At 71.5% G+C, this 19,867-nt stretch carries 22 protein-coding genes; 13 read left to right on the top strand and 9 right to left on the bottom strand.

Annotation, left to right across the window (positions count from 1 at the left end; all coding sequences use genetic code 11):
• Window positions 1-140 precede the first annotated feature (140 nt).
• Both ABZ806_RS29365 and ABZ806_RS29360 read right to left on the bottom strand, forming a co-directional pair.
• On the bottom strand, window positions 141-344 hold the full coding sequence (locus ABZ806_RS29365; RefSeq protein ID WP_500220652.1) for a hypothetical protein: 204 nt from the start codon (window positions 342-344) through the stop codon (window positions 141-143).
• Between the two features lie 114 nt (window positions 345-458).
• Window positions 459-1,001, bottom strand: coding sequence for a TlpA family protein disulfide reductase (locus tag ABZ806_RS29360; RefSeq protein ID WP_500220651.1), 543 nt, complete (start codon window positions 999-1,001; stop codon window positions 459-461).
• 196 nt (window positions 1,002-1,197) lie between these two features.
• Here ABZ806_RS29360 and ABZ806_RS29355 point away from each other — a divergent pair, with 196 nt between their 5' ends.
• On the top strand, window positions 1,198-1,995 hold the full coding sequence (locus ABZ806_RS29355; RefSeq protein WP_500220650.1) for a maleylpyruvate isomerase family mycothiol-dependent enzyme: 798 nt from the start codon (window positions 1,198-1,200) through the stop codon (window positions 1,993-1,995).
• Window positions 1,996-2,088: 93 nt separating this feature from the next.
• Window positions 2,089-3,042, top strand: a complete 954-nt coding sequence (locus ABZ806_RS29350) for an MHYT domain-containing protein (RefSeq protein WP_500220649.1) — start codon at window positions 2,089-2,091, stop codon at window positions 3,040-3,042.
• A gap of 16 nt (window positions 3,043-3,058) precedes the next feature.
• Here the strand turns inward: ABZ806_RS29350 and ABZ806_RS29345 are convergent, their stop codons facing one another.
• Window positions 3,059-3,550: a nuclear transport factor 2 family protein gene (locus ABZ806_RS29345; protein ID WP_500220648.1), complete on the bottom strand. Its 492-nt coding sequence runs from the start codon at window positions 3,548-3,550 to the stop codon at window positions 3,059-3,061.
• Window positions 3,547-4,422, bottom strand: a complete 876-nt coding sequence (locus ABZ806_RS29340; protein ID WP_500220647.1) for a TIGR03619 family F420-dependent LLM class oxidoreductase — start codon at window positions 4,420-4,422, stop codon at window positions 3,547-3,549. The genes ABZ806_RS29345 and ABZ806_RS29340 overlap by 4 nt, the downstream gene beginning before the upstream one ends.
• A 178-nt stretch (window positions 4,423-4,600) precedes the next feature.
• Here ABZ806_RS29340 and ABZ806_RS29335 point away from each other — a divergent pair, with 178 nt between their 5' ends.
• Window positions 4,601-5,554, top strand: coding sequence for an IclR family transcriptional regulator (locus ABZ806_RS29335; RefSeq protein WP_500220646.1), 954 nt, complete (start codon window positions 4,601-4,603; stop codon window positions 5,552-5,554).
• 23 nt (window positions 5,555-5,577) lie between these two features.
• Here the strand turns inward: ABZ806_RS29335 and ABZ806_RS29330 are convergent, their stop codons facing one another.
• Window positions 5,578-6,177 (bottom strand): flavin reductase family protein, encoded by a 600-nt coding sequence (locus tag ABZ806_RS29330; protein ID WP_500220645.1) that lies wholly within the window; start codon window positions 6,175-6,177, stop codon window positions 5,578-5,580.
• A 341-nt stretch (window positions 6,178-6,518) separates the two neighbouring features.
• On the opposite strand from ABZ806_RS29330, the gene ABZ806_RS29325 reads away from it, so the two are divergent.
• The 4 genes from ABZ806_RS29325 to ABZ806_RS29310 are packed head-to-tail and all read left to right on the top strand — an operon-like array spanning window position 6,519 to window position 11,275.
• Complete coding sequence (locus tag ABZ806_RS29325; RefSeq protein ID WP_500220644.1) at window positions 6,519-7,388, top strand: alpha/beta fold hydrolase; 870 nt, start codon at window positions 6,519-6,521, stop codon at window positions 7,386-7,388.
• Entirely contained in the window at window positions 7,385-9,061 is a 1,677-nt protein-coding gene (locus tag ABZ806_RS29320; protein ID WP_500220643.1) for an FAD-binding protein, read from the top strand. Before ABZ806_RS29325 ends, ABZ806_RS29320 begins: the two co-directional genes overlap by 4 nt.
• Complete coding sequence (locus tag ABZ806_RS29315; protein ID WP_500220642.1) at window positions 9,058-10,068, top strand: 2Fe-2S iron-sulfur cluster-binding protein; 1,011 nt, start codon at window positions 9,058-9,060, stop codon at window positions 10,066-10,068. Before ABZ806_RS29320 ends, ABZ806_RS29315 begins: the two co-directional genes overlap by 4 nt.
• A 22-nt stretch (window positions 10,069-10,090) precedes the next feature.
• On the top strand, window positions 10,091-11,275 hold the full coding sequence (locus ABZ806_RS29310; protein WP_500220641.1) for an acyl-CoA dehydrogenase family protein: 1,185 nt from the start codon (window positions 10,091-10,093) through the stop codon (window positions 11,273-11,275).
• Window positions 11,276-11,345: 70 nt separating this feature from the next.
• Here the strand turns inward: ABZ806_RS29310 and ABZ806_RS29305 are convergent, their stop codons facing one another.
• Window positions 11,346-12,182, bottom strand: coding sequence for an SDR family NAD(P)-dependent oxidoreductase (locus tag ABZ806_RS29305; RefSeq protein ID WP_500220640.1), 837 nt, complete (start codon window positions 12,180-12,182; stop codon window positions 11,346-11,348).
• Between the two features lie 154 nt (window positions 12,183-12,336).
• On the opposite strand from ABZ806_RS29305, the gene ABZ806_RS29300 reads away from it, so the two are divergent.
• Genes ABZ806_RS29300 through ABZ806_RS29275 form a run of 6 tightly spaced genes read left to right on the top strand, consistent with a single transcriptional unit; the run spans window position 12,337 to window position 18,483 of the window.
• Entirely contained in the window at window positions 12,337-13,248 is a 912-nt protein-coding gene (locus ABZ806_RS29300) for a VOC family protein (RefSeq protein ID WP_500220639.1), read from the top strand.
• A gap of 5 nt (window positions 13,249-13,253) precedes the next feature.
• The gene (locus tag ABZ806_RS29295; protein ID WP_500220638.1) at window positions 13,254-14,726 is read left to right on the top strand and encodes an FAD-dependent oxidoreductase; all 1,473 of its coding nucleotides are present in this window, start codon (window positions 13,254-13,256) and stop codon (window positions 14,724-14,726) included.
• 31 nt (window positions 14,727-14,757) lie between these two features.
• A complete protein-coding gene (locus tag ABZ806_RS29290; RefSeq protein WP_500220637.1) occupies window positions 14,758-15,639 on the top strand; it encodes an LLM class F420-dependent oxidoreductase in 882 nt (293 codons plus the stop codon).
• Between the two features lie 11 nt (window positions 15,640-15,650).
• Window positions 15,651-16,100: a nuclear transport factor 2 family protein gene (locus ABZ806_RS29285; protein WP_500220636.1), complete on the top strand. Its 450-nt coding sequence runs from the start codon at window positions 15,651-15,653 to the stop codon at window positions 16,098-16,100.
• Window positions 16,093-16,893: an SDR family NAD(P)-dependent oxidoreductase gene (locus ABZ806_RS29280; RefSeq protein WP_500220635.1), complete on the top strand. Its 801-nt coding sequence runs from the start codon at window positions 16,093-16,095 to the stop codon at window positions 16,891-16,893. Before ABZ806_RS29285 ends, ABZ806_RS29280 begins: the two co-directional genes overlap by 8 nt.
• 9 nt (window positions 16,894-16,902) lie before the next feature.
• Window positions 16,903-18,483, top strand: coding sequence for an AMP-binding protein (locus tag ABZ806_RS29275; protein ID WP_500220634.1), 1,581 nt, complete (start codon window positions 16,903-16,905; stop codon window positions 18,481-18,483).
• 137 nt (window positions 18,484-18,620) lie between these two features.
• Here ABZ806_RS29275 and ABZ806_RS29270 read toward each other — a convergent pair whose 3' ends face one another.
• Genes ABZ806_RS29270 through ABZ806_RS29260 form a run of 3 tightly spaced genes read right to left on the bottom strand, consistent with a single transcriptional unit; the run spans window position 18,621 to window position 19,728 of the window.
• On the bottom strand, window positions 18,621-19,001 hold the full coding sequence (locus ABZ806_RS29270; RefSeq protein WP_500220633.1) for a hypothetical protein: 381 nt from the start codon (window positions 18,999-19,001) through the stop codon (window positions 18,621-18,623).
• Window positions 18,998-19,414 (bottom strand): ATP-binding protein, encoded by a 417-nt coding sequence (locus ABZ806_RS29265; protein ID WP_500220632.1) that lies wholly within the window; start codon window positions 19,412-19,414, stop codon window positions 18,998-19,000. The genes ABZ806_RS29270 and ABZ806_RS29265 overlap by 4 nt, the downstream gene beginning before the upstream one ends.
• On the bottom strand, window positions 19,411-19,728 hold the full coding sequence (locus ABZ806_RS29260) for a hypothetical protein (protein ID WP_500220631.1): 318 nt from the start codon (window positions 19,726-19,728) through the stop codon (window positions 19,411-19,413). Before ABZ806_RS29260 ends, ABZ806_RS29265 begins: the two co-directional genes overlap by 4 nt.
• Window positions 19,729-19,867 lie beyond the last annotated feature (139 nt).

Raw genomic sequence — 19,867 nt, 5'->3', positions numbered from 1 at the left:
CGGCCCCCCCCCCCCCCCCCCCCCCCGGGGGGGGGGGGGGGGGGGGGGGCGGGGGCCGCGTGGCGCCCGGGCCGCGGCGGGCCCGGGGACCGCCCCCCCCCCCCCGGTGTCGGGCGGGCGTCACGCCCGCCGGCGGGGCATCAGCAGTTGTTCTTGTTGGTGCTGCCCCAGAGGCCGCAGTAGACCTTGCAGGCGCCGTTGGTCGAGCAGGTGCGCACGAAGCAGACACCGCCGATGGTCTTGTACTGCTGCCAGGAGTCGGGTGGGCAGATGGCGTCGGCGGTGGTGGTGGGGAGCATCACCTCGATGGCGCGGGTGACGCGCCGGGTCACGCTTTGGAGCATGGTTCCTCCTTGGGGTGGGGTGACTGATTCCGCGCACGGGCGGGTACCGCCGAGAATGGGTGGATCGCGGCGGAGAGTGCCCGTGGGGCATTCGGTAGCGGCTTTTCCAGCGCGCTAAGAAGTGACCAGTTCGGTACGCAGTGCTGCGACGCCCGCGCCCGCCGAGGTCACCATTCCATCGGCTCCGTACCAGGCATAAGTCGGATAATTCTTGGCGCCGTACCGGCGCGACAGTTCGGCATTCGCGTCCTCGGCGATCACGAGGTCCATGACCTCGCCCAGCGCCGCGGCCAGGTCGCTGCCGGCCGCGCCGTCCCCGTGGACGATCGCCAGCGAGATCCCCCCGCCGGCGCGCAGCCGCTCGGCGTGCCCGGCGAACAGCGGCACGGAGTCGGCGCAGGCCCTGCAGGTCAGGGAGAAGAAGCCGACCAGGGTCTCCCGGCCGAGCAGGGTCCGCTCGGTCACCGCGGTGCCGTCCACGGCGCGGGCGGAGAAGGCCGGGATGCGGTCGATCATCCGGACGGCGGCGGCCCGGCCGGCGGGCGGGCCGGCCGCCTCCGCCAGTTCCCGCCACCGCCTGAGCATGATCAGGAGCATCGCCAGGTTGAGCACGCTGATGACGCCGACCAGTACGAGCCCTGCTGAAGCGAATATCACGACAGGCGTCCTTTCCCAGAACCTGGGTTACCGGTCGGCCGCGGCCACCTGCCCATGATCACCTAGGAATGATCAATAGGCAATACCCGATTTCGGTGCGCGCCGCCGCGGCGGCGATAAACGCCCGCTGTGCCATCATCGTCACCACGCGTTCGACGCCCGGCCGCGCGGCTCGGGCGGCAGATGGAGGGCCGATATGAACGACGCGATGCGCGCCAACACCGCCGCCTACGAGCAGACGGTCCGGTCGACCCTCGCCCTCGCGGCCACGCTCACCGGCGACGACTGGGACCGGCCCACCGAGTGCCCCGGCTGGACGGTCAAGGACCAGCTGTCCCACCTGGTGGGCATCGAGCTCGATCTCCTCGGCGATCCCGCGCCGGAGATCGACGTCCCCGACTTCGACCACGTCCGCAACGACTTCGGCCGGTCGCTGGAGGCGGCGGTGCACGTGCGCCGCCCCGTCCCGGGGCCGGCGGTCGCCGCGGAACTCGCGGACGCCCTGGAGCGCCGCCTCGTCCAGCTCCCGGCCCTGGACCCCGACCGCGTCGTCACGATGCCGGACGGCCGGGACGGCCCCTACTCCCGCCTGATGATGGTCCGCGCCATGGACTGCTGGACGCACGAGCAGGACGTCCGCCGCGCGACCGGCCGCCCCGGCAACCTCGACGCCCCGGCCGCGCACTGCTTCTGGGAGCTGTTCGGCCCCGCCCTGCCGCTGATCGTCGCCCGCCGCGCCAAGGCCGCCCCCGGCGACTCCGCGACCTTCACGATCAGCGGCCCGCCCGACTTCCGCACGGCCGTCCAGGTGGACGCGGACGGCCGCGGCGCCCCGGCGGCCCCCGGCGGCACGACCACCGAACTCGCCATGGAGTGGGAGACCTACGTCCGGCTGACCGCGGGCCGCTGCGCCCCCGGCGCGGTCACCGTCCAGGTCACCGGCGACGGCGCCCTCGCCGCCCGGATCCTCGCCGCCATGGCCGTCACCCCCTGAATCTTTCGCCCAAAGAGTAGAACCGCGTTCAAATCGTGCTGATCAGCAGGGATAGGATGCGGCGATCACACTTGGACCGTTCCGGGGGCGACTATGACGGAAGTCCACCACTTCTCCTACGGCCTGGTGACTCCGGTCGCCGCGTACCTCATGTCCTTCATCGGCTCGCTGCTCGGGCTGATGTGCACGGCGCGGGCGCGGGCCTCGACCGGTCGCTCCCGGGCCTCCTGGCTGGGCCTCGCGGCGCTGGCCATCGGCGGCACCGGCATCTGGGTGATGCACTTCATCGCGATGCTCGGCTTCAGCGTCCCGCACGCCGAGATCCGCTACGACGTGCCGCTCACCCTGCTGAGCTGCCTCATCGCGATCGCGGTCGTCGCGGTCGGGCTGTTCATCGTCGGCTTCGCCGGCAGCGGCACCCCGGTGATCGTCATCGGCGGAGTGATCACCGGCGTGGGCGTCGCGAGCATGCACTACATGGGCATGGCCGCCATGAACATGGCCGCCGACATGAGCTACCAGTCCGGCCTCGTGGTGCTCTCGGTGGCGATCGCCGTGGTCGCGGCCACCGCCGCGCTCTGGTTCGCGCTGACGGTGCGCGGCATGTGGGCGACGGCCGGCGCCGCGCTGATCATGGGCGTCGCGGTGACCGGCATGCACTACACCGGCATGGCCGCCATGCGCGTCCACCTGCACGCGCACGACATGGCGCCCACCGGCGCCAAGGCCGTCGACTTCATCCTGCCCCTCGTCGGCGGCGTCGGCGCGGTCGCGACCATCCTGCTCATCATCATCGCGATGGCCCCGAACGAGGACGAGCTGCGCGTCGAGGCCGCGCTCCAGGAGCGCCTGGAGGCCCGCCGCAACGAGCCCCGGCCGTCCGCGCCGCACCCGATGGCCCCGTCCGACTCCCGCCCGCACGCCGGCGAATGGTTCGGCGGCGGCCACCCCGGCGGCGGCCACCCCGGCGGGGGCCACCCCGGCGGCGGCCACCCCGGCGGCGGCCCCGCGGGCAGCGGCCCCGCCGGCGGGGGCCCCACCCCCTGACCCGCCTGCCCCGCCGTCAGCGGTGGCGGGTGGCCTCGGGGAAGTGGGAGGCGAGGAGGTCGGGGGACTCCTCGCGGCCGTCCAGGACCCGGTTGGTGCGGTTGACGGCGCGCCAGCCGGTCTCCGTGCGGCGCAGGTGCCAGTGGTTGGCGGTGGCGCGGCGCAGGGTGAAGCCGTCCCGGTTGACGATCATGAGGGTGTAGCCGACGGCGGTGGCCTCGTCGCCGTCGAGGGTGACGTGCGGCGGGCCGACGAAGTGGGCGCAGCCTCCGGCGATCCAGCGCTGGTGGTTGGACGAGCGCACCATCGCCTCGATCTCGGGCCGCCCGGTCATCATGATCTCGTCCACGTCGTAGACGCCGTCGGGCTCCCAGAGAGCGGCGACGTCACCGACGCAGCCGCTGTCGACGAGGGGCCCGTAGGACAGGATCAGCCGGGTGATCTCCCGCTCGTCCTCCAGGGCGCGGAGGCGCTCTTCCAGGGCGGCGAGGCGGGATTCGACGGTCACAGCTTCTCCTCGAAGGTCAGGCCGTAGTCGCCGGCCAGGTCGCGCAGGGCCGCCAACTGCTCGCGGTAGTGCGCCGGGGACGCGGACGCGAACTTCACGCCGGCGATCGTGGCGCCCGCGTCGCGGAGCCTGGTGAGGGCCGTGCCTGCGGCCTCGGGGTCGGCCAGCGGGTCCAGCGGACGCGACGGCGCCAGGACCACGTCGAAGCCCGCCGGAACGTCGGCCTCCCGCAGCATCTCGGCGAGGGTCTTCAGCGGAAGGCCGAACGGCACCCAGCCGTCGGCGGCCAGGGCGCGGCGCAGGGACCGTCCCGAGCGGCCGCCGATCCACAGCGGGACGTGCTCCTGGACGGCGTGCGGCTCCACCACCAGGCCGGAGAAGTCGTAGTGCGGGCCGTGGTACTCGGGCAGCCGCCGCCCCAGCGAGGCCCGGAGGGCGGCCAGGGCGTCGTCGGCGCGGGCGCCGCGCCCGGCGAACGGGGCGCCGAGCAGGTCGAACTCCTCCTCCAGGCTGCCGACGCCGAGCCCGAGCACCAGCCGGCCGCCGCTGACCCGGTCGAGCGTCCCGTACCGCTTGGCGATCGCGAGGGGGTGGTGGTAGCCGAGCACGAGGACCTGCGTGGCGAGCCGGACGCGGGACGTCCGGGCGGCGAGGTAGCCGAACGTGGCGAGCGGGTCCCAGTAGACGCCGCCGCGCTGCTCGGCGGCCTCGGCGGGCACGGCGACGTGCTCGCTGCAGGTGACGTGGTGGTAGCCGAGCCGGTCGGCGGTCTCGGCGATCGCCGCGATCTCCTCGATCCCCGCGTCCCGCTCCCAGGCGGCGTTGCCGGGCGGCGGCTGCGCCACCACCGGCGTGACGATCCCGATGCGCATCGTTGCTCCCCTCGTCGGCAGGAAAACGTTCTATCACGACCGCTGCGACGCCCCGAGCACCGGTTCCAGCGTCCTAGACTCCGCTGACCTGGAGATACAGCCCCTCTTCACAGGACAGCAAGCGGTTGCTACATTCCAGGTAACAAGAATTCATTTCAGTCGGATTCTGGGAGGTGCGATGACCGAGGCGATGGTGCGCGGGGCAGCGGCGCCGGAGGCCGTGACGACCGATGCGCTGACGGCGGACGCACTGGCGCCGGGGACGGCGCGGCAGGAGTCGCCGCCGTCGATGATCGAGCGGATGACGCTGATCCTGGACGCGTTCAACGGGCCGACCGCCCGGCTCACGCTGGAGGACGTCGCGCGCCGCACGAGGCTGCCGCGCTCGACCGCGCACCGCATCCTGGACCAGCTGGTCCGGCAGCGCTGGCTGGCGCACCACTCGTTCGGCTACGGGCTCGGCCAGCGGGCCCTCGGCCTCGGCGGGCAGGACGGCGGGCACGGCAAGATCCGCGAGGCCGCGGCCCCGCTGCTGCACGAGCTGCAGGTCACCACCGGGCTCGTCGCGCACCTGGCCGTCCTGGACGGCGCCGAGGTCTTCTACCTGGACAAGCTCGGCGGGCGGCTCGCCGCGTCCGTGCCGTCGCGGGTCGGCGGGCGGGCCCCCGCGCACTGCACCGCGCTCGGCAAGGCGATGCTGGCGTGGCTGGAGCCCGAGCAGGTCGACGCGCTGCTCGGCGAGAACATCAGCCGGTTCACCAGCCGCACCATCGGCGAGCTGGGCACGCTGCACCAGGAGCTGCACCGCATCCGGCAGCGCCGCGGCCTGGCGTTCGAGCGCGGCGAGTCGTTCGCCGGCATCGCCTGCGTGGCCGCCGCGATCCGCAGCGCCGAGGGGCCCGTCGCCGGCATCTCACTGGTCGGCGACATCCGCACGCCGCTGGAGAACGTCGCGCCGCTGGTCGTCACCGCGGCCCGCGAGACCGCGCAGATCCTCTTCCCCGGGTCGGCGCCCGGCACCGGGCGCCCGCGCCGCCGCGGCGGCGTCCGCCGGACGAGCGAGGAGTCGACATGGTCGTCCGAGACGATGAACCGGCTGCTCGCCGTCGACGGACGCGGCACCTGGATGTGACGCCGCGCCCCGCCGGGGGCGGGTCAGCCCCAGCCCCACCGGTCCCCGAGCCCCCACGGGTCCGGGGCGATGGGCGCGTCCGGCTCGCCGACGCCGAACCGGCTGCGGAAGAACACCATCGGACGGCGCCACACGCCGTTCCGGCTGTCGTGCCGCTCCACGTCCAGGACCCGCCCGATCACGACCTCGTGGTCGCCGGCTTCGTGGACGTCGTGGACGACCGCGTGCACGGCGAGCAGGACGTCCGGCAGCACGGGCGCCCCCCACGTGGAGACGCCCCAGTCGAGCCCCTCGAACTTGGCGCCCCGGCTGGAGCCGAAGCGCTCGCACAGCTCCCGCTGCTCCTCGCCGAGGACGTTCACGCAGAAGTGCCCGGCGGAGCGGATCCGCGGCCAGGACCGGCCGCGCTTGTCCGCGCAGAACAGGATCAGCGGCGGCTCCAGCGACACCGACGCGAACGACTGGCAGGCGAACCCGACCGGCTCACCGCCGTCGGCGGCGGTGATCACGGTGACTCCGGTGGCGAACTCGGCCATCGCCCTGCGGAACTCCGCCGGGTCGGGGGCGGCGGCGTCGGAGGGCGCGCGGCCGTCGGCGGCGGTGAGCGCGGGCTCGGCTGGCATCTGTTCACCTCGGGGCTCAGTACGGGACGCCGTCCCTCGTGGGCAGCTCCCTGTCGGGCAACGTCCTGTCTAACAACAACATGTCCATCAACAATGCCCAATAAGCGGCACTGTCCAATAAGCAGTGCGGACGCGTCGCCGGTCAAGTCACCGGTGAGCCTGAAACGTAGGCAGGCCCCGGCCGGGCGGCGCGCACCGGTCCCGTTGAGTGGAAGCGCCCGCCGAACCGGCTCCGCGGAGCACGGCCGGCACGCGCGTCCCGCTGATCGGGATCCGCCGGGTGACCTTGCCCCGGCCGGATCTACGTTCCGGTCAAGCCACCGTCGAAGGACTGGGAGATCATGCCTGCCGAGCTGACTTACGAGTCGACGCTGCGGGAGCTCGCCACCGACCAGGGCGTCCTGCGCTACCACGAGGCCGGCGAGGGCCCGCCCCTGCTGCTGCTGCACGGGTCCGGTCCCGGCGTCACCGGCTGGCGCAACTACCGCGGCAACCTCGCCCGGTTCGCCGAGCACTTCCGGTGCCTGGTCCTGGAGTTCCCCGGGTTCGGGGTCAGCGACCCGACCGACGAGCACCCGATGATGGCCGCCGGCGGCGCCGTCATCCGCTTCCTGGACGGCCTGAACCTGAACCGGGTCGACGTGATCGGGAACTCGATGGGCGGCATCATCGCCACCCAGGTGGCGCTGCGGCATCCCGACCGCATCGGCCGCCTCGTCACGATCGGCGGCATCGGCCGGAACGTGTTCAGCCCGGCGCCCGGCGAGGGCATCAAGCTGCTGGCCGAGTTCACCGACGACCCGACGCGCGAGCGCCTGGTCCGGTGGCTGAACTCCATGGTCTACAACCCCAAGGTCGTGACGGAGGAGCTGATCGAGGAGCGCTGGCAGCAGGCCACCGACCCCGACACGCTCGCCGCCGCCCGCCGCATGTACGGGTCGAAGGCGATGGCGGCCCGCGCGAAGGCGATGGCCGCGTCCGACGAGCCGCCCTACTGGGCGATGCTCCACAAGCTCAAGGCCAAGACCCTCATCACCTGGGGGCGGGACGACCGGGTCAGCCCCGTCGACATGGCGCTCGTCCCGATGCGGACGATCCCGGACGTCCAGGTGAACATCTTCCCGAACTGCGGGCACTGGGTGATGATCGAGCAGAAGGCCGCGTGGGAGAGCGCCGTCCTCGCCTTCCTGACCACCAAGGAGCAGGGATGAGCGACGCCGCGCAGGAGTGGGACCACGAGTACGACCTCGTCATCGTCGGCAGCGGCGGCGGCGGGATGACGGCCGGGCTGGCCGCGCACGACGCCGGCCTGTCCGCGCTGATCGTGGAGAAGGGCAAGAAGTTCGGCGGCTCCACGGCGCTGTCCGGCGGCGGCATCTGGATCCCGAACAACCCGACGCTGAAGGCGCGCGGCCACGACGACAGCCGCGAGTCGATCCGCCGCTACCTCGACCTGCTCACCGAGGGACGCGTCCCCGCCGCGCGGCTCGACGCCTACGTCGACAACGGCCCCGCCGCCATGGAGCTCATCGGCCGCAGCAAGTGGGTGAAGTTCTTCTGGACGAAGGGCTACGCCGACTACCACCCCGAACTGGAGGGCGGCCGGCCGCTCGGCCGCTCCATCGAGGCCGTGCCGTTCGACACCCGCAAGCTCGGCGAGGACGAGCAGTACCAGCGGCCGAACAACATGAAGGGCCCGCTGGGCCTGTGGATCACCGCGAAGGACTACCACGACCTCGCGATGGCCAAGCGCACCTGGGCGGGCCGCCGCGCGTCGCTCGTCGCGGCGTGGCGGGTGTCGTCCAACATGATCCGCCGCCGGCACATGTCGACCGGCGGCCGGGCGCTCGTCGCCCGGCTGCGGATGGCGCTGAAGGACGCCGGGGTCCCGCTCTGGCTGAAGACCGCCATGGCCGAGCTGGTCACCGACGAGGACGGCCGCGTCGTCGGCATCGTCGCCGCGCGGCGCGACGGCGGCACCCTGCGGATCCGCGCCCGCAAGGGCGTCCTGCTCGCGACGGGCGGTTTCGACCACAACCAGGAGATGCGCGACAAGTACCTGCCCGAGGGAGGGCAGGAGGACTTCGCGATGGGCGCCCGCGAGAACACCGGCGACGGCATCCGCGCCGGCGAGGCCCTCGGCGCCGGCCTGGACTTCATGGACGACGCCTGGTGGATGCCCGCCGTCCGGCACCCGGCCGGGGCGACGATCCCGCTGGTGTCCGAGCGGGCCATCCCGCGGCAGGTCATCGTGTCGCAGGAGGGGAAGCGGTTCACCAACGAGGCCGCCCCCTACGTCAACTTCGTCCACGACCAGCTGGAGGGCGGGCACGTCCCGGCCTGGTTCGTGATGGACGCGAAGTCCCGCGCCCGGTACCCGTTCGCGCAGATCCTGCCGGGAGCGCCGATCCCGAAGGCGTTCTACGACCAGGGCATCGTGTTCAAGGCGGACTCGCTCGCCGAGCTGGCCGGCAAGATCGGCGTCCCGGCGGACGCGCTGGCCGAGACCGTCGAGACGTTCAACGGGTACGCCCGCGCGGGCAAGGACCCCGAGTTCGGCCGCGGCGACTCCGCCTACGACCGCTACTACGGCGACCCCAACCTGAAGAACCCGAACCTGGACCCGCTGGAGACGGCGCCGTACTACGCGTTCCGGCTGGAGGTCGGCGACCTCGGCACCAAGGGCGGCCTCGTGGCGGACGAGCACGCCCGGGTCCTGCGCGAGGACGGCACGGCCATCGACGGCCTGTACGTGACGGGCAACTCCTCGTCCTCGGTGATGGGCAACGAGTACGCCGGCCCCGGCGCGACGATCGGCCCGTCCATCGTGTTCGGCTACATCGCGGCGCGGCACGCCGCCGGGAAGGCCGCGGAGCGGTCATGACGGCTCTGAAGGCGCGGGTGGTGGAGGTCGTCCGGGAGACGGCCGACGCGCACACGCTCGTCCTCGAACCCGCCGAGGGCGACCGGGACCGGTTCGGCTACCGCCCCGGGCAGTTCCTCACCGTCCGGGTCCCGGCCGGGGACGGCTGGGCGGCGCGCTGCTACTCGCTGTGCAGCTCGCCGCTCACCGACGACCGGCTGAAGGTCACGGTCAAGCGGGTCGCGGGCGGTCTCGGATCCAACTGGATCTGCGACAACATCACGTCCGGCGACGTGCTGGAGGTGCTGCGCCCGGCGGGCACGTTCACGCCGTCGTCGCTGGACGACGACCTGCTGCTCGTCGCGGGCGGCAGCGGCATCACCCCGGTGATGTCGATCCTGAAGTCGTGCCTGGCGGGCGGGAGCGGCAAGGTGACGCTGCTCTACGCGAACCGGGACGAGAAGTCGGTGATCTTCGCCGACGAGCTGCGGGCGCTGACCGAGGCGCACCCCGACCGGCTCACGGTCGTGCACGTCCTGGAGTCGGTGCAGGGGCTGCCGACCCCGGCGACGCTCCGCTCCCTGGCCGGGCCCTACACCGGGCGGCAGGCGTTCGTGTGCGGGCCGGAGGTCTTCATGGACCTCGTCACCGACACCTTCACCGGCCTCGGCATGCGCGTCCACGTCGAGCGCTTCTTCTCGCTGGAGGGCGACCCGTTCGAGGAGCCGGAGGCCGTCGAGGACACCGGCGACGCGGGCGAGATCGAGGTCGAGATGGACGGCGAGACGCGGACCGTCCCCTGGCCGAAGTCCGACCGGCTCCTCGACGCGCTGCTGCGCGCCGGCGTCGACGCCCCGTTCTCCTGCCGGGAGGGCAACTGCTCGGCCTGCGCCTGCATCCGGCTGGAGGGCGAGGTCACCCTGGACGCCAACACGGTCCTCGACGAGCAGGATCTCGCCGACGGCCTCATCCTCGCCTGTCAGGCGAGGCCGGTCACCGACCGGCTGAAGATCACCTACGACGGCTGAACCACATCACGGGAGACAGGCGATGGCGAACCGCGTGCTTGACACGATCATGGAGAGGGCGGAGCAGATCCGCGAGCTGGGGCCGTCCAACGAGGCGCTCGGCCGGCTGGACGACAAGGCCGCGTCGATCCTGCGGGAGTCCGGCGCGATCCGGCTGCTCCAGCCGAAGGAGTACGGCGGCCTGGAGGTCCACCCCCGCGAGTTCGCCGAGACGGTGATGGGCGTCGCGTCCCTGGACGGCTCCACCGGCTGGATCGCCGGGATCGTCGGCGTCCACCCGTGGGAGATGGCCTACGCCGACCCGAAGGTGCGCCAGGAGATCTGGGGCGAGGACCCCGACACGTGGATCGCCTCCCCGTACGCGCCGATGGGCATCGCCCGCCCGGTCGACGGCGGCTACATCTTCAACGGCCGCTGGCAGTTCTCCTCCGGCACCGACCACTGCGACTGGATCTTCCTCGGCGGGATGCTCGGCGACGAGGACGGCAAGATGGCGATGCCGCCGCGGTCGCTGCACCTCATCCTGCCGCGCTCCGACTACGAGATCGTCGAGGACTCGTGGGACGTCGCCGGGCTCAAGGGCACCGGCAGCAAGGACATCATCGTCAAGGACGCCTTCGTCCCGACGTACCGGACGCTGGAGTACTCCAAGGTCGTGGACGGCTCCGCGCCCCGCGAGGCCGGGCTGACCAACCCGTCCTACCTGATGCCGTTCTCCTGCGTGTTCCCGCTCGGCATCACCTCCGCGGTGATCGGCATCGCCGAGGGCGCCCTGCACCACCACCTCGCCTACCAGCGCAACCGCGTCCAGATCACCGGCACCAAGATCAAGGACGACCCGTACGTGCTGTACGCGATCAGCGAGGCCGCCGAGGAGATCAAGGCGTCCCGGACGGCGCTGCTCGACAACTGCTCGCGCATGTACGACATGGTCGCCGCCGGACACGTCCCGACGTTCGCCGAGCGCGCCGCCGGCCGCCGCACCCAGGTGCGCGCCGCGTGGCGGGCCGCGCAGGCGATGAACGAGATCGTGGTCCGGTCGGGCGGCAACGCGATGCGCAACGACAACCCGATCCAGCGCTTCTGGCGCGACGCGCACGTCGGCCTGGCCCACGCGATCCACGTCCCAGGCTCGGTCTACCACGTGAGCGCCCTGACAGACCTGGACATAGAGCCCCCCCAGGGCCCAATGCGCTCCATGATCTAACCCCCACCTTCCCGTTGACCTGCGGCGTGTTGTTGTTATGAGCGCCTCCATAACAACAACACGCCGCAGATCAACGGAGTAGGGACAGGTCTTGGACGAGTTTGGGCGTCCAGATCACGCGGCCTAGGAACTTCTCCGCCTCCGGGTGGGTGACCAGCCAGACCACGGCTGCTCCCGGGGCCTCCTCAGGGGTCGGCTCGAAGCCCTTCTCCTTCAGGGAGTCGAGGCCGCCGCGCGCGGCGCCCGCGTCCGTGACCACGAAGCCGGGGTCGAGATTGAACGCGCGGATCCCGTGTTCGCGGTACTCGGCGTTGATCGCGCCGGCGAGCCGTCCGAAGGCCGCCTTGGACGCCGAGTACGCGACGCCCCAGCCGCCCTCGCCGGGCGGTCCCGGCGGGTCACTGGTGGCCGACCCGGAGCACAGGTTCACGATCGTCCCGCCGCCCTGCGCCACCATCGCCGGGACGACGGCCTGGAGCAGGACGATCTGGTTGAGGTAGTTGCCGGCGGCCAGTTGCCCGGCGACGTCCACGTCCAGGTCGAGGAAGCGTTCATGGGTGCCCGCGATGTGCGCGACCGCGTTGTTGACCAGGACGTCCACCCGGCCCCACGCGTCCAGGACGGTGTGCGCGGCGGCCCGCACGCTCGCCCGGTCGAGCAGGTCCATCTGGACGGGCAGTGCCCGCACGCCGAGCGCCTCGATCTCCGCCGTCGTCCGCGCCAGGCTGCCCGGGACGGGGATCGCCGCCGCCGTGCCGTGCCGCGGCGGGATCCGGCCCTCGCCCTCCGCGACGGTCCGCGCGGTGAACGCGACGTCGTGCCCCGCGGCGGCCAGCGCGAGCGCCGTCCGCCGGCCGATTCCCCGGCTCGCCCCGGTCACCAGCGCGACCGGCCTCATTGCTGTCATCCCACGATCCTCGCCGGACGTCCGCCCGGGACCGCCGCGCGACTCTCACTGAGCGGGAAGGTCCCGGCGGGGCACCACGCGGTTTGGCAGGTTGAGCATGGACCGCGCGTGGACCGCCGCCGCGCGGGCCGCGACACCGAAGGGATCGAGGACAGTGACGCAGATCCGAGGGCTGGGTTATCTGAAGGTCCAGACCCGCCACATCGACCGCTGGCGCGAGTTCGCCCTCGAAGGGCTCGGGTTCGCCGAGGGCAGCGGCCCGGACCCCGACGGCCTCTACCTGCGCATGGACGAGCGCCGGTCCCGCCTGCAGCTGCTGCCGGGCGACAGCGACCGGGTGCTCGCCGTCGGCTGGGAGGTCCGCGACCAGTTCGCGCTGGCCGCCGTCCGCGAGGCCGTGGAGAAGTCCGGGACGGCCGTCACGGCGCTGTCCGCCAAGGAGGCCGCCGAGCGCGACGCCGAAGAGGTCATCGCGTTCACCGACCCGGGCGGCACCCCCGTCGAGGTGTTCTTCGGCCCGGTGCTCGACCACAGCCCCCTGCGCACCGGCTTCGCGCAGAAGTTCGTCACCGGCGCGATGGGCATGGGCCACGTCGTCCTGCCGACCCCGAACTTCGCCGAGAACGTCACGTTCTACAACGAGGTCCTCGGGTTCCTGCCGCGCGGCGCGATGAAGGTCGGCGGCGGCGCCGTCCGGATCCGCTTCATGGGCGTCAACCAGCGGCACCACAGCCTCGCGGTCTGCCCGGCCCCGCACGACGGCGACCCGGGCCTCGTCCACCTGATGGTCGAGGTCGACAGCCTGGACGCGGTCGGCATCGCGCTCGACAGCGTCAAGGCGAAGGGCTTCTCGATCTCGTCCACGCTGGGCCGGCACACCAACGACAAGATGGTGTCGTTCTACGTCCGGGCCCCCGGCGGCTGGGACATCGAGTACGGCTGCGAGGGCCTGCTCGTCGACGAGACGTACTACACCGCCGAAGAGATCACCAAGGACAGCTACTGGGGCCACGACTGGTCGGGCTCGGAGCCGCTGGCCGCGTTCACCCCGCAGAAGAAGGGCTGACGCCGGTGGCGAAGCCTTCGGTGGAACCGGTCGCCGCCGCTGACGCGGAGTTCGACCACGAGTGCGACGTACTGGTGGTCGGCTACGGGGCGGCCGGTGCCGCCGCGGCGTACGAGGCCGCGGCGGCGGGCGCGGACGTGCTCGTCCTGGAGCGGTCGAGCGGCCCCGGCGGGACGTCCGCGCAGTCGGGCGGGGAGCTGTACCTCGGCGGCGGCACGCAGGTGCAGAAGGCGTGCGGCTTCGACGACACGCCGGACGACATGTTCGCCTTCCTCAAGGCGGCGCTCGGCCCGCACGTCAACGAGGAGAAGCTGCGGCTGTACTGCGACGGGAGCGTGGAGCACTTCGAGTGGTTCCGCGCGCGCGGCGTCCCGTTCAAGGAGACGCTGTTCGACGCGCCGGGCTGGATGCCGTACACCGAGGACGGCCTGATGTGGCTCGGTGAGAACGCCTGGCCGTACAACGAGATCGCTCGCCCCGCTCCGCGCGGGCACCGCCCGGAAACGCCGATGTTCGCCGGCAAGATCCTGATGGAGAAGCTGATCGAGGCCGCCGCCGAGGTGGGGGCTGCCGTCCATCCGGACACCTACGCCACGAACCTCGTCGTGGACGGCGGCGGCCGTGCCGTCGGCGTCGTCGCGCGCAAGTTCTCCGAGACGGTGACCTACCGGGCGCGGCGGGGCGTCATCCTGACCTCCGGCGGGTTCGTCGACAACGAGGAGATGCTCGCCGACCACGCCCCGGTGCTGCTCGGGCACGACAAGGTCAGCGACGGGACGAGCGACGGCTCCGGCATCCGGATGGCGACCGCGGCCGGCGCCGCGACCCGCCGCATGGCGACGGTCGAGATCGCGCTCACCGCCAACCCCGCCGTCATCTGCCGGGGCATGCTCGTGGACGGCCTCGGCCGCCGCTTCATCAACGAGGACGTCTACCCGGGCCTGTTCAGCCACCAGGCCGTCCAGCACCAGCCCGGTCCCTACTGGGCGATCATCGACGAGGCCGGGCACGACGAGATCGCCGAGGCCGACATGTGGGGCGTCCGGCCCACGCACGCGGCGGAGACGCTCGCGGAGCTGGAGGAGTCCCTCGGCCTGCCGTCCGGTTCGCTGGAGGCGACCGTCGAGACCTACAACCGGTACGCGGAGAAGGGCGAGGACCCCTACTTCCACAAGGACGCCAAGTGGGTGCGTCCGCTGAAGGGGCCGTTCGCGGCGATCGACCCGCGCGACGGGTTCTTCGGCGCGGGCAAGCACGGCGCCGGGACGGGCGCGGGCGGGTTCACGCTCGGCGGCCTGGACACGACCGTGGACGGCGAGGTCCGCAACAACTCCGGCGAGCCGATCCCTGGTTTGTACGCGGCGGGGCGCACGGCGTCCGGCATCCACGGCGAGGGCTACATCAGCGGGACGTCGCTGGGCGACGGCACGTTCTTCGGCCGCCGCGCCGGGCGGGCCGCCGCCGTATCTTCGAACTGATTCGAACTGATTCGAACTGAGAGGCATGTGCATGAAGTACGCCGTCCTGCTCCCCGTGGCGGCGGGCGTGACCGCCGATCCCGCGTGGATCGGCGCCTACGTCCGGCACGCCGAAGCCTGCGGCTTCGAGTCGGTCGGCGCGGTCGAGCACGCGGTGGTGGCGAGCTCCTATTCGAGCGTCTACCCGTACGACGCGTCGGGGCGCATGGAGCTGGCCGATGACCTGGACATTCCGGATCCGTTGGATTTGCTCGCGTTTCTGGCGGGGCAGACGTCGCGGATCGGGCTCGCCACCGGCGTGCTCGTCCTCCCGAACCACCACCCGGTGGTGCTGGCCAAGCGGCTGTCCACGATCGACGCCCTGTCGGGCGGACGGTTGCGGCTCGTCGTCGGCATGGGCTGGATGCGCGAGGAGGTCGAGGCCTGCGGCGTCGACTTCGACTCGCGGGGGCGTCGCGGCAACGAGCAGCTCGAGGTGCTGCGGAAGCTGTGGGCCGACACGGCGCCTTCGGGGGCTTCGCACGACGGGGAGTTCTTCCAGTTCAAGGGTGCGATGAGCTACCCGAAGCCCGTCCAGGCAGGTGGCGTGCCCATTCACGTGGGCGGGCACACGAAGGCCGCCGCGCGGCGGGCCGGCCGGTACGGGGACGGGCTGCAGCCGCTGGGCGTGGCGGGGGACGAGCTTCGTTCGCTGGTCGCGCTGATGCGGGAAGAAGCCGAGAAGAGCGACCGCGACCCGGACGCCCTCGAACTGACGCTCGGCCACACCTTCGCCGGGATCACTCAGGAGAAGTCGGAGAAGCTCGCGGCCAAGGGCGCGGACCGCCTCGTCCTGCGCGGTGCGCCGACCACGGACCTGAACGAGGCGAAGGACGAGCTGTCGGCCTGCGCCGAGCGCCTGGGCCTTTCATGACGCTGGGAGTCGTGGACCAGATCGCCCTCGGCGATCTGGTCGCCCGGTACGCGCTGTACGCCGACCGGCGCGAGATCGACGCGATGGGGGAGCTTTTCACGGAGGACGCCGTACTCGTCCTGCCGGACGCCCCCGCCGTACTCGACCCGGTGCGCACCTTTGCCGGGCGTTCGGAGATCGCCGCCACGCTGTCGGTTCTGGATCAGATCCCGGTGACCTTCCACGCCCTCGCCGGGCAGGTGTTCGACGTCGGCTCCGAGCCTGGCACGGCCACGGGGGAGATCGCCTGCGTTGCCCACCATATGACCGCACGTGAGGACGGCAAGGTGTCCGATCTTGTGTGGCACTGCCGGTACAGCGACCTCTACCGGCTGGACGGCCAGACCTGGCGGATCGCCCGGCGCGAGCAGCGCATCGACTCGATCGAGACCCGTCCCGTCCGGAGGTGGCGGGGTGAGTGAGCGCGTGAGCGTCGTCACGGGCGGCGCGCTCGGCATCGGCGGGGCGATCTCCCGGCGGCTGGCCGCCGGCGGTGACCTGGTGATCCTGAACGACATCGACGCGGATGCCGCCGGCCGGGCTCAGGCCGACATTGAGGCCGCCGGTGGCCGGTGCGTCATTGTCGTCGGCGACATCGTTGAGGACGAGACGGTCGAACGGGTCGCGGCGGCGATTCCCGGCCGGGTGGACGTGCTGATCAACAATGTGGGCGACTTCCGTCCGGCTGCCTCGTCCTTCCAGGACAGCACGGCCGATCAGTGGCAGCGGCTCTATGAACTGAATCTGCTGCACGTCTTCAAACTGACCCACGCGTTGCTGCCGTCCATGATCGAGCAGGGTGCTGGCAGCATCGTCAACAACTCGACGGTCGAGGCGTTCCGCGGGATCCCGCAGCACCCGGTGTACTCGGCGTTCAACGCGGGCGTGTCTGCGTTCACGCGGAGCCTTGCCGTAGCGGTCGGACGACATGGGGTGCGCGTCAACGCCATCGCCCCTGATCTCGCCAATACGGAACAGACCCCGGTCGAGTGGATGCGGCGCGGCTACGACGAGGGATTGGAACACACCTGGGTGCCGCTGGCCCGCTTCGGGGAGCCGGACGACTATGCCGCAGTGGTCGCATTCCTGGCTTCTGATGACGCCCGTTTCGTCACCGGCCACACGATCCCGGTGGACGGCGGAACCCTCGCCGCGTCCGGCTGGTTCGTGCGCGCCGACGACCAGGGCTGGACGAACCGCCCCCATCGCGCCTAGGGAGTGCCGATGCCCGCGCTGCAGGACGACCGCCCGAGCCATGAGGTCACGTTCGCCGAACTGATGGCGGCCCGCGCGGACGACGACCGTCCGGCGCTGAACTTCGAGGACGCGTCCTGGACGTGGCGCGAGGTCATCAAGGAGGCTCGTCGCCGCGCGACGCTGGCCCATGCGGCGGGTGGCCATGTCGGTCTCTTCCTGGAGAACGGCCCGGAGCATTTGTTCTGGCTTCTGGGCTCGGCGTTGGCGGGCATCCCGGTCGTCGAACTGAACCCGACCCGGCGTGGTGTTGAGCTGGCTCGCGACATTGCTCATACCGATTGCGCGGTCCTGATCACGGAGACGTCCCGGGAGCCGTTGCTGGACGGTCTGGCGGACGTCCCGTCCCTGACGATCGACACCGTTGCGTACACCGACCGTCTGGCAACGACCCCGCTGGCGGACGTCCTCCCGGTCACACCCGAGACGATCTTCTCCCTGGTCTTCACCTCGGGGACGACGTCGGCCCCCAAGGCGGTGATCTGCACTCAGGGCAGGCTGGGGCGCATTGCCGTCCAGCAACGCGACCGCCGTTCACTGACCCGCGACGACGTGTTCTACGTGGTCATGCCGATGTTCCACTCGAATGCCCTGATGGCGGGCATCGCCCCGGCGGTGGCAACGGGCGGTCGCATAGCCCTGCGCCGCAAGTTCTCGGCCTCGGGCTTCCTCCCGGACGTTCGCCGCTACGGCGTCACGTTCTTCAACTACGTCGGCAAGCCGCTGAACTACATCCTGGCCACCCCCGAGAAGCCGGACGACGCCGACAACACTCTCCGCATAGCGTTCGGCAACGAGGCGAACGAACGCGACATCGCCGACTTCGCCCGCCGCTTCGGCTGCACGGTCATCGACTCGTACGGCTCCAGCGAAGGCGAGATCCGCCTGAACCGCGTCCCTGGTACACCGCCGGGCTCCCTGGGCGTGGCCGAGCCGGGCACCCTGGTCATCGACCCGGACACCCTGCGGGAATGCCCACCCGCCAAGTTCGACGCCCACGGCACGCTCCTCAACGCGGAGGAAGCGATCGGCGAAATCGTCGACACGAACGGGGCAGGCAAGTTCGAGGGCTACTACAACAACCCCGAGGCGACGGCGAAACGCGTCCGCAACGGCTGGACGTGGTCAGGCGACCTCGCCTACCGCGACGCCGACGGCTACTGGTACTTCGCCGGCCGCAACGACGACTGGCTACGCGTGGACGGCGAGAACTTCGCCGCAGCCCCCGTCGAACGCCTCCTGTCCCGCTACGACGCTTTCGCAGAGGTAGCCGTCTACGCCGTCCCGGACGACGCCGTAGGCGACCAGGTGATGGCCGCCGTAGCCCTGGCTCCAGACCACCCCTTCGACCCGGAGTCCTTCACGGCCTTCCTCCAGGCCCAACCCGACTTGGGTACGAAGTGGACGCCCCGCTACATCCGCATAGTGGACGCCCTGCCGCGCACCCCGACCAACAAGGTCATCAAGCGCCCCCTCCGCGAAACGGCCCGCAACACCCCAGACCCGATCTACGAGCACCGCAACGACACCTACGAAGTCCGTCCCTCCTGACGCCAGCGGATGCTGCCGACCCTCCTCCGGCACGTCCCGACCCCGGATGGACGGAACGTCGGCCACGTTGACCTGCGGCGTGTTGTTGTTATCGGCCTCGCCATAACAACAACACGCCGCAAGTCAACGCAGGAGCATTAGCCGAAGGTATCCTCGCCGACCTGCCGCTCGTACTCGTCCCAGAGGTCGAGCGCATCGATCAGCACGTCGTCGAGTTGCTCGGCCGCCGCCCGGTACGCCTCCGCCCGTCCGGCGGAAACGCCCGCGTCCCACACCCGGCCGTCCTGCGACCAGTCCTGGGACCGTGCGGCCTCCATCTCCGCAAGCGCCCGCCACGCCCGTGCCTCGCCAGGCAGCATCTCGAACGCCTTGCGCGCCTCAGGGCCGACACCCGCGAAGAGGAACACCACCTCCGGCCGCGGCTCCGGAGGCAGGTCGCGGACGGGCCCACGCTCGTCCCGGCATGACCCGCGCCGCCACGCAGACCGCGCACGGTGCAGCCAGTGCACGACCATCACGAGACGACCTCGAACCAGACCGTGTGGTGTCCGTTCTCCCCGCGTAGGGCACCCCAACGATCGGCCAGTTGGCTCACCATGAGGAGCCCGCGCCCGCCTTCGTCCCACGCCGACCCCTTCACCGGGATCATCGGGCACCCTGCCGAGCCGCCATCGTCCTGGATCTCCACCCGGAGCCGCTCGGCCGACACGAGCACGGTCACCCACAGCCCGCCTCCGGGTCGGCCGCTCGCGCTGTGCTGGACGGCGTTGGTCGCGATCTCGCAGACGAGCAGGTCCACGTCACCCAGATCGAACCCGTCGGCGCATCGGGTCAAGGTCACCGTCCGCCGCACCCGCGCCCGAACTTCCCGGACGTCCAGGACGCCGTCCGAGCACACCCGCTCCGCGTGCTTCTCGTCCCAGACGGTCACCGCGCGACCCCCGCGATCTGCTCGGCCGCGACACGAACCGCTCCAGCGGGAGTCCGGTGGACGGCGTCCCAGAGAAAGGACCACCCGTCACGGTCTTGGACGACGAGCACCGCCATCGACCGCCGTCGCGACAACACCGGTACCGACAGCACCGGCTCAGCTCGCCCGTCGAGGTAAAGCACCGAGCCACGCCCGAGGCTGCGCAGGCCCACCATGAGCCTGACCAGCAGTTCCAGCCGCTGGCGTGTCTCCAGCGGCACCGACATCACGTCCCCACGCCCGCCGGAAGGCGAGCAGTTGGGTAGGTTCACCATGGGTCCGACTCCTTGTCAGTCGGGTCAAGGCCCCGGGACCGGTGGTGAAAGCACCGCCCCGGGGCCGCTCCATTTCTTGCTGATTGCCTGCGGTCGACCGGCGTCCTATGGAACGCTCTGCAAAGGATGCATCACACAG

The organism is Spirillospora sp. NPDC047418 (assembly GCF_040643275.1).
GTDB lineage: Bacteria > Actinomycetota > Actinomycetes > Streptosporangiales > Streptosporangiaceae > Spirillospora.
This window is presented reverse-complemented; position numbering and strand designations above follow the sequence as displayed.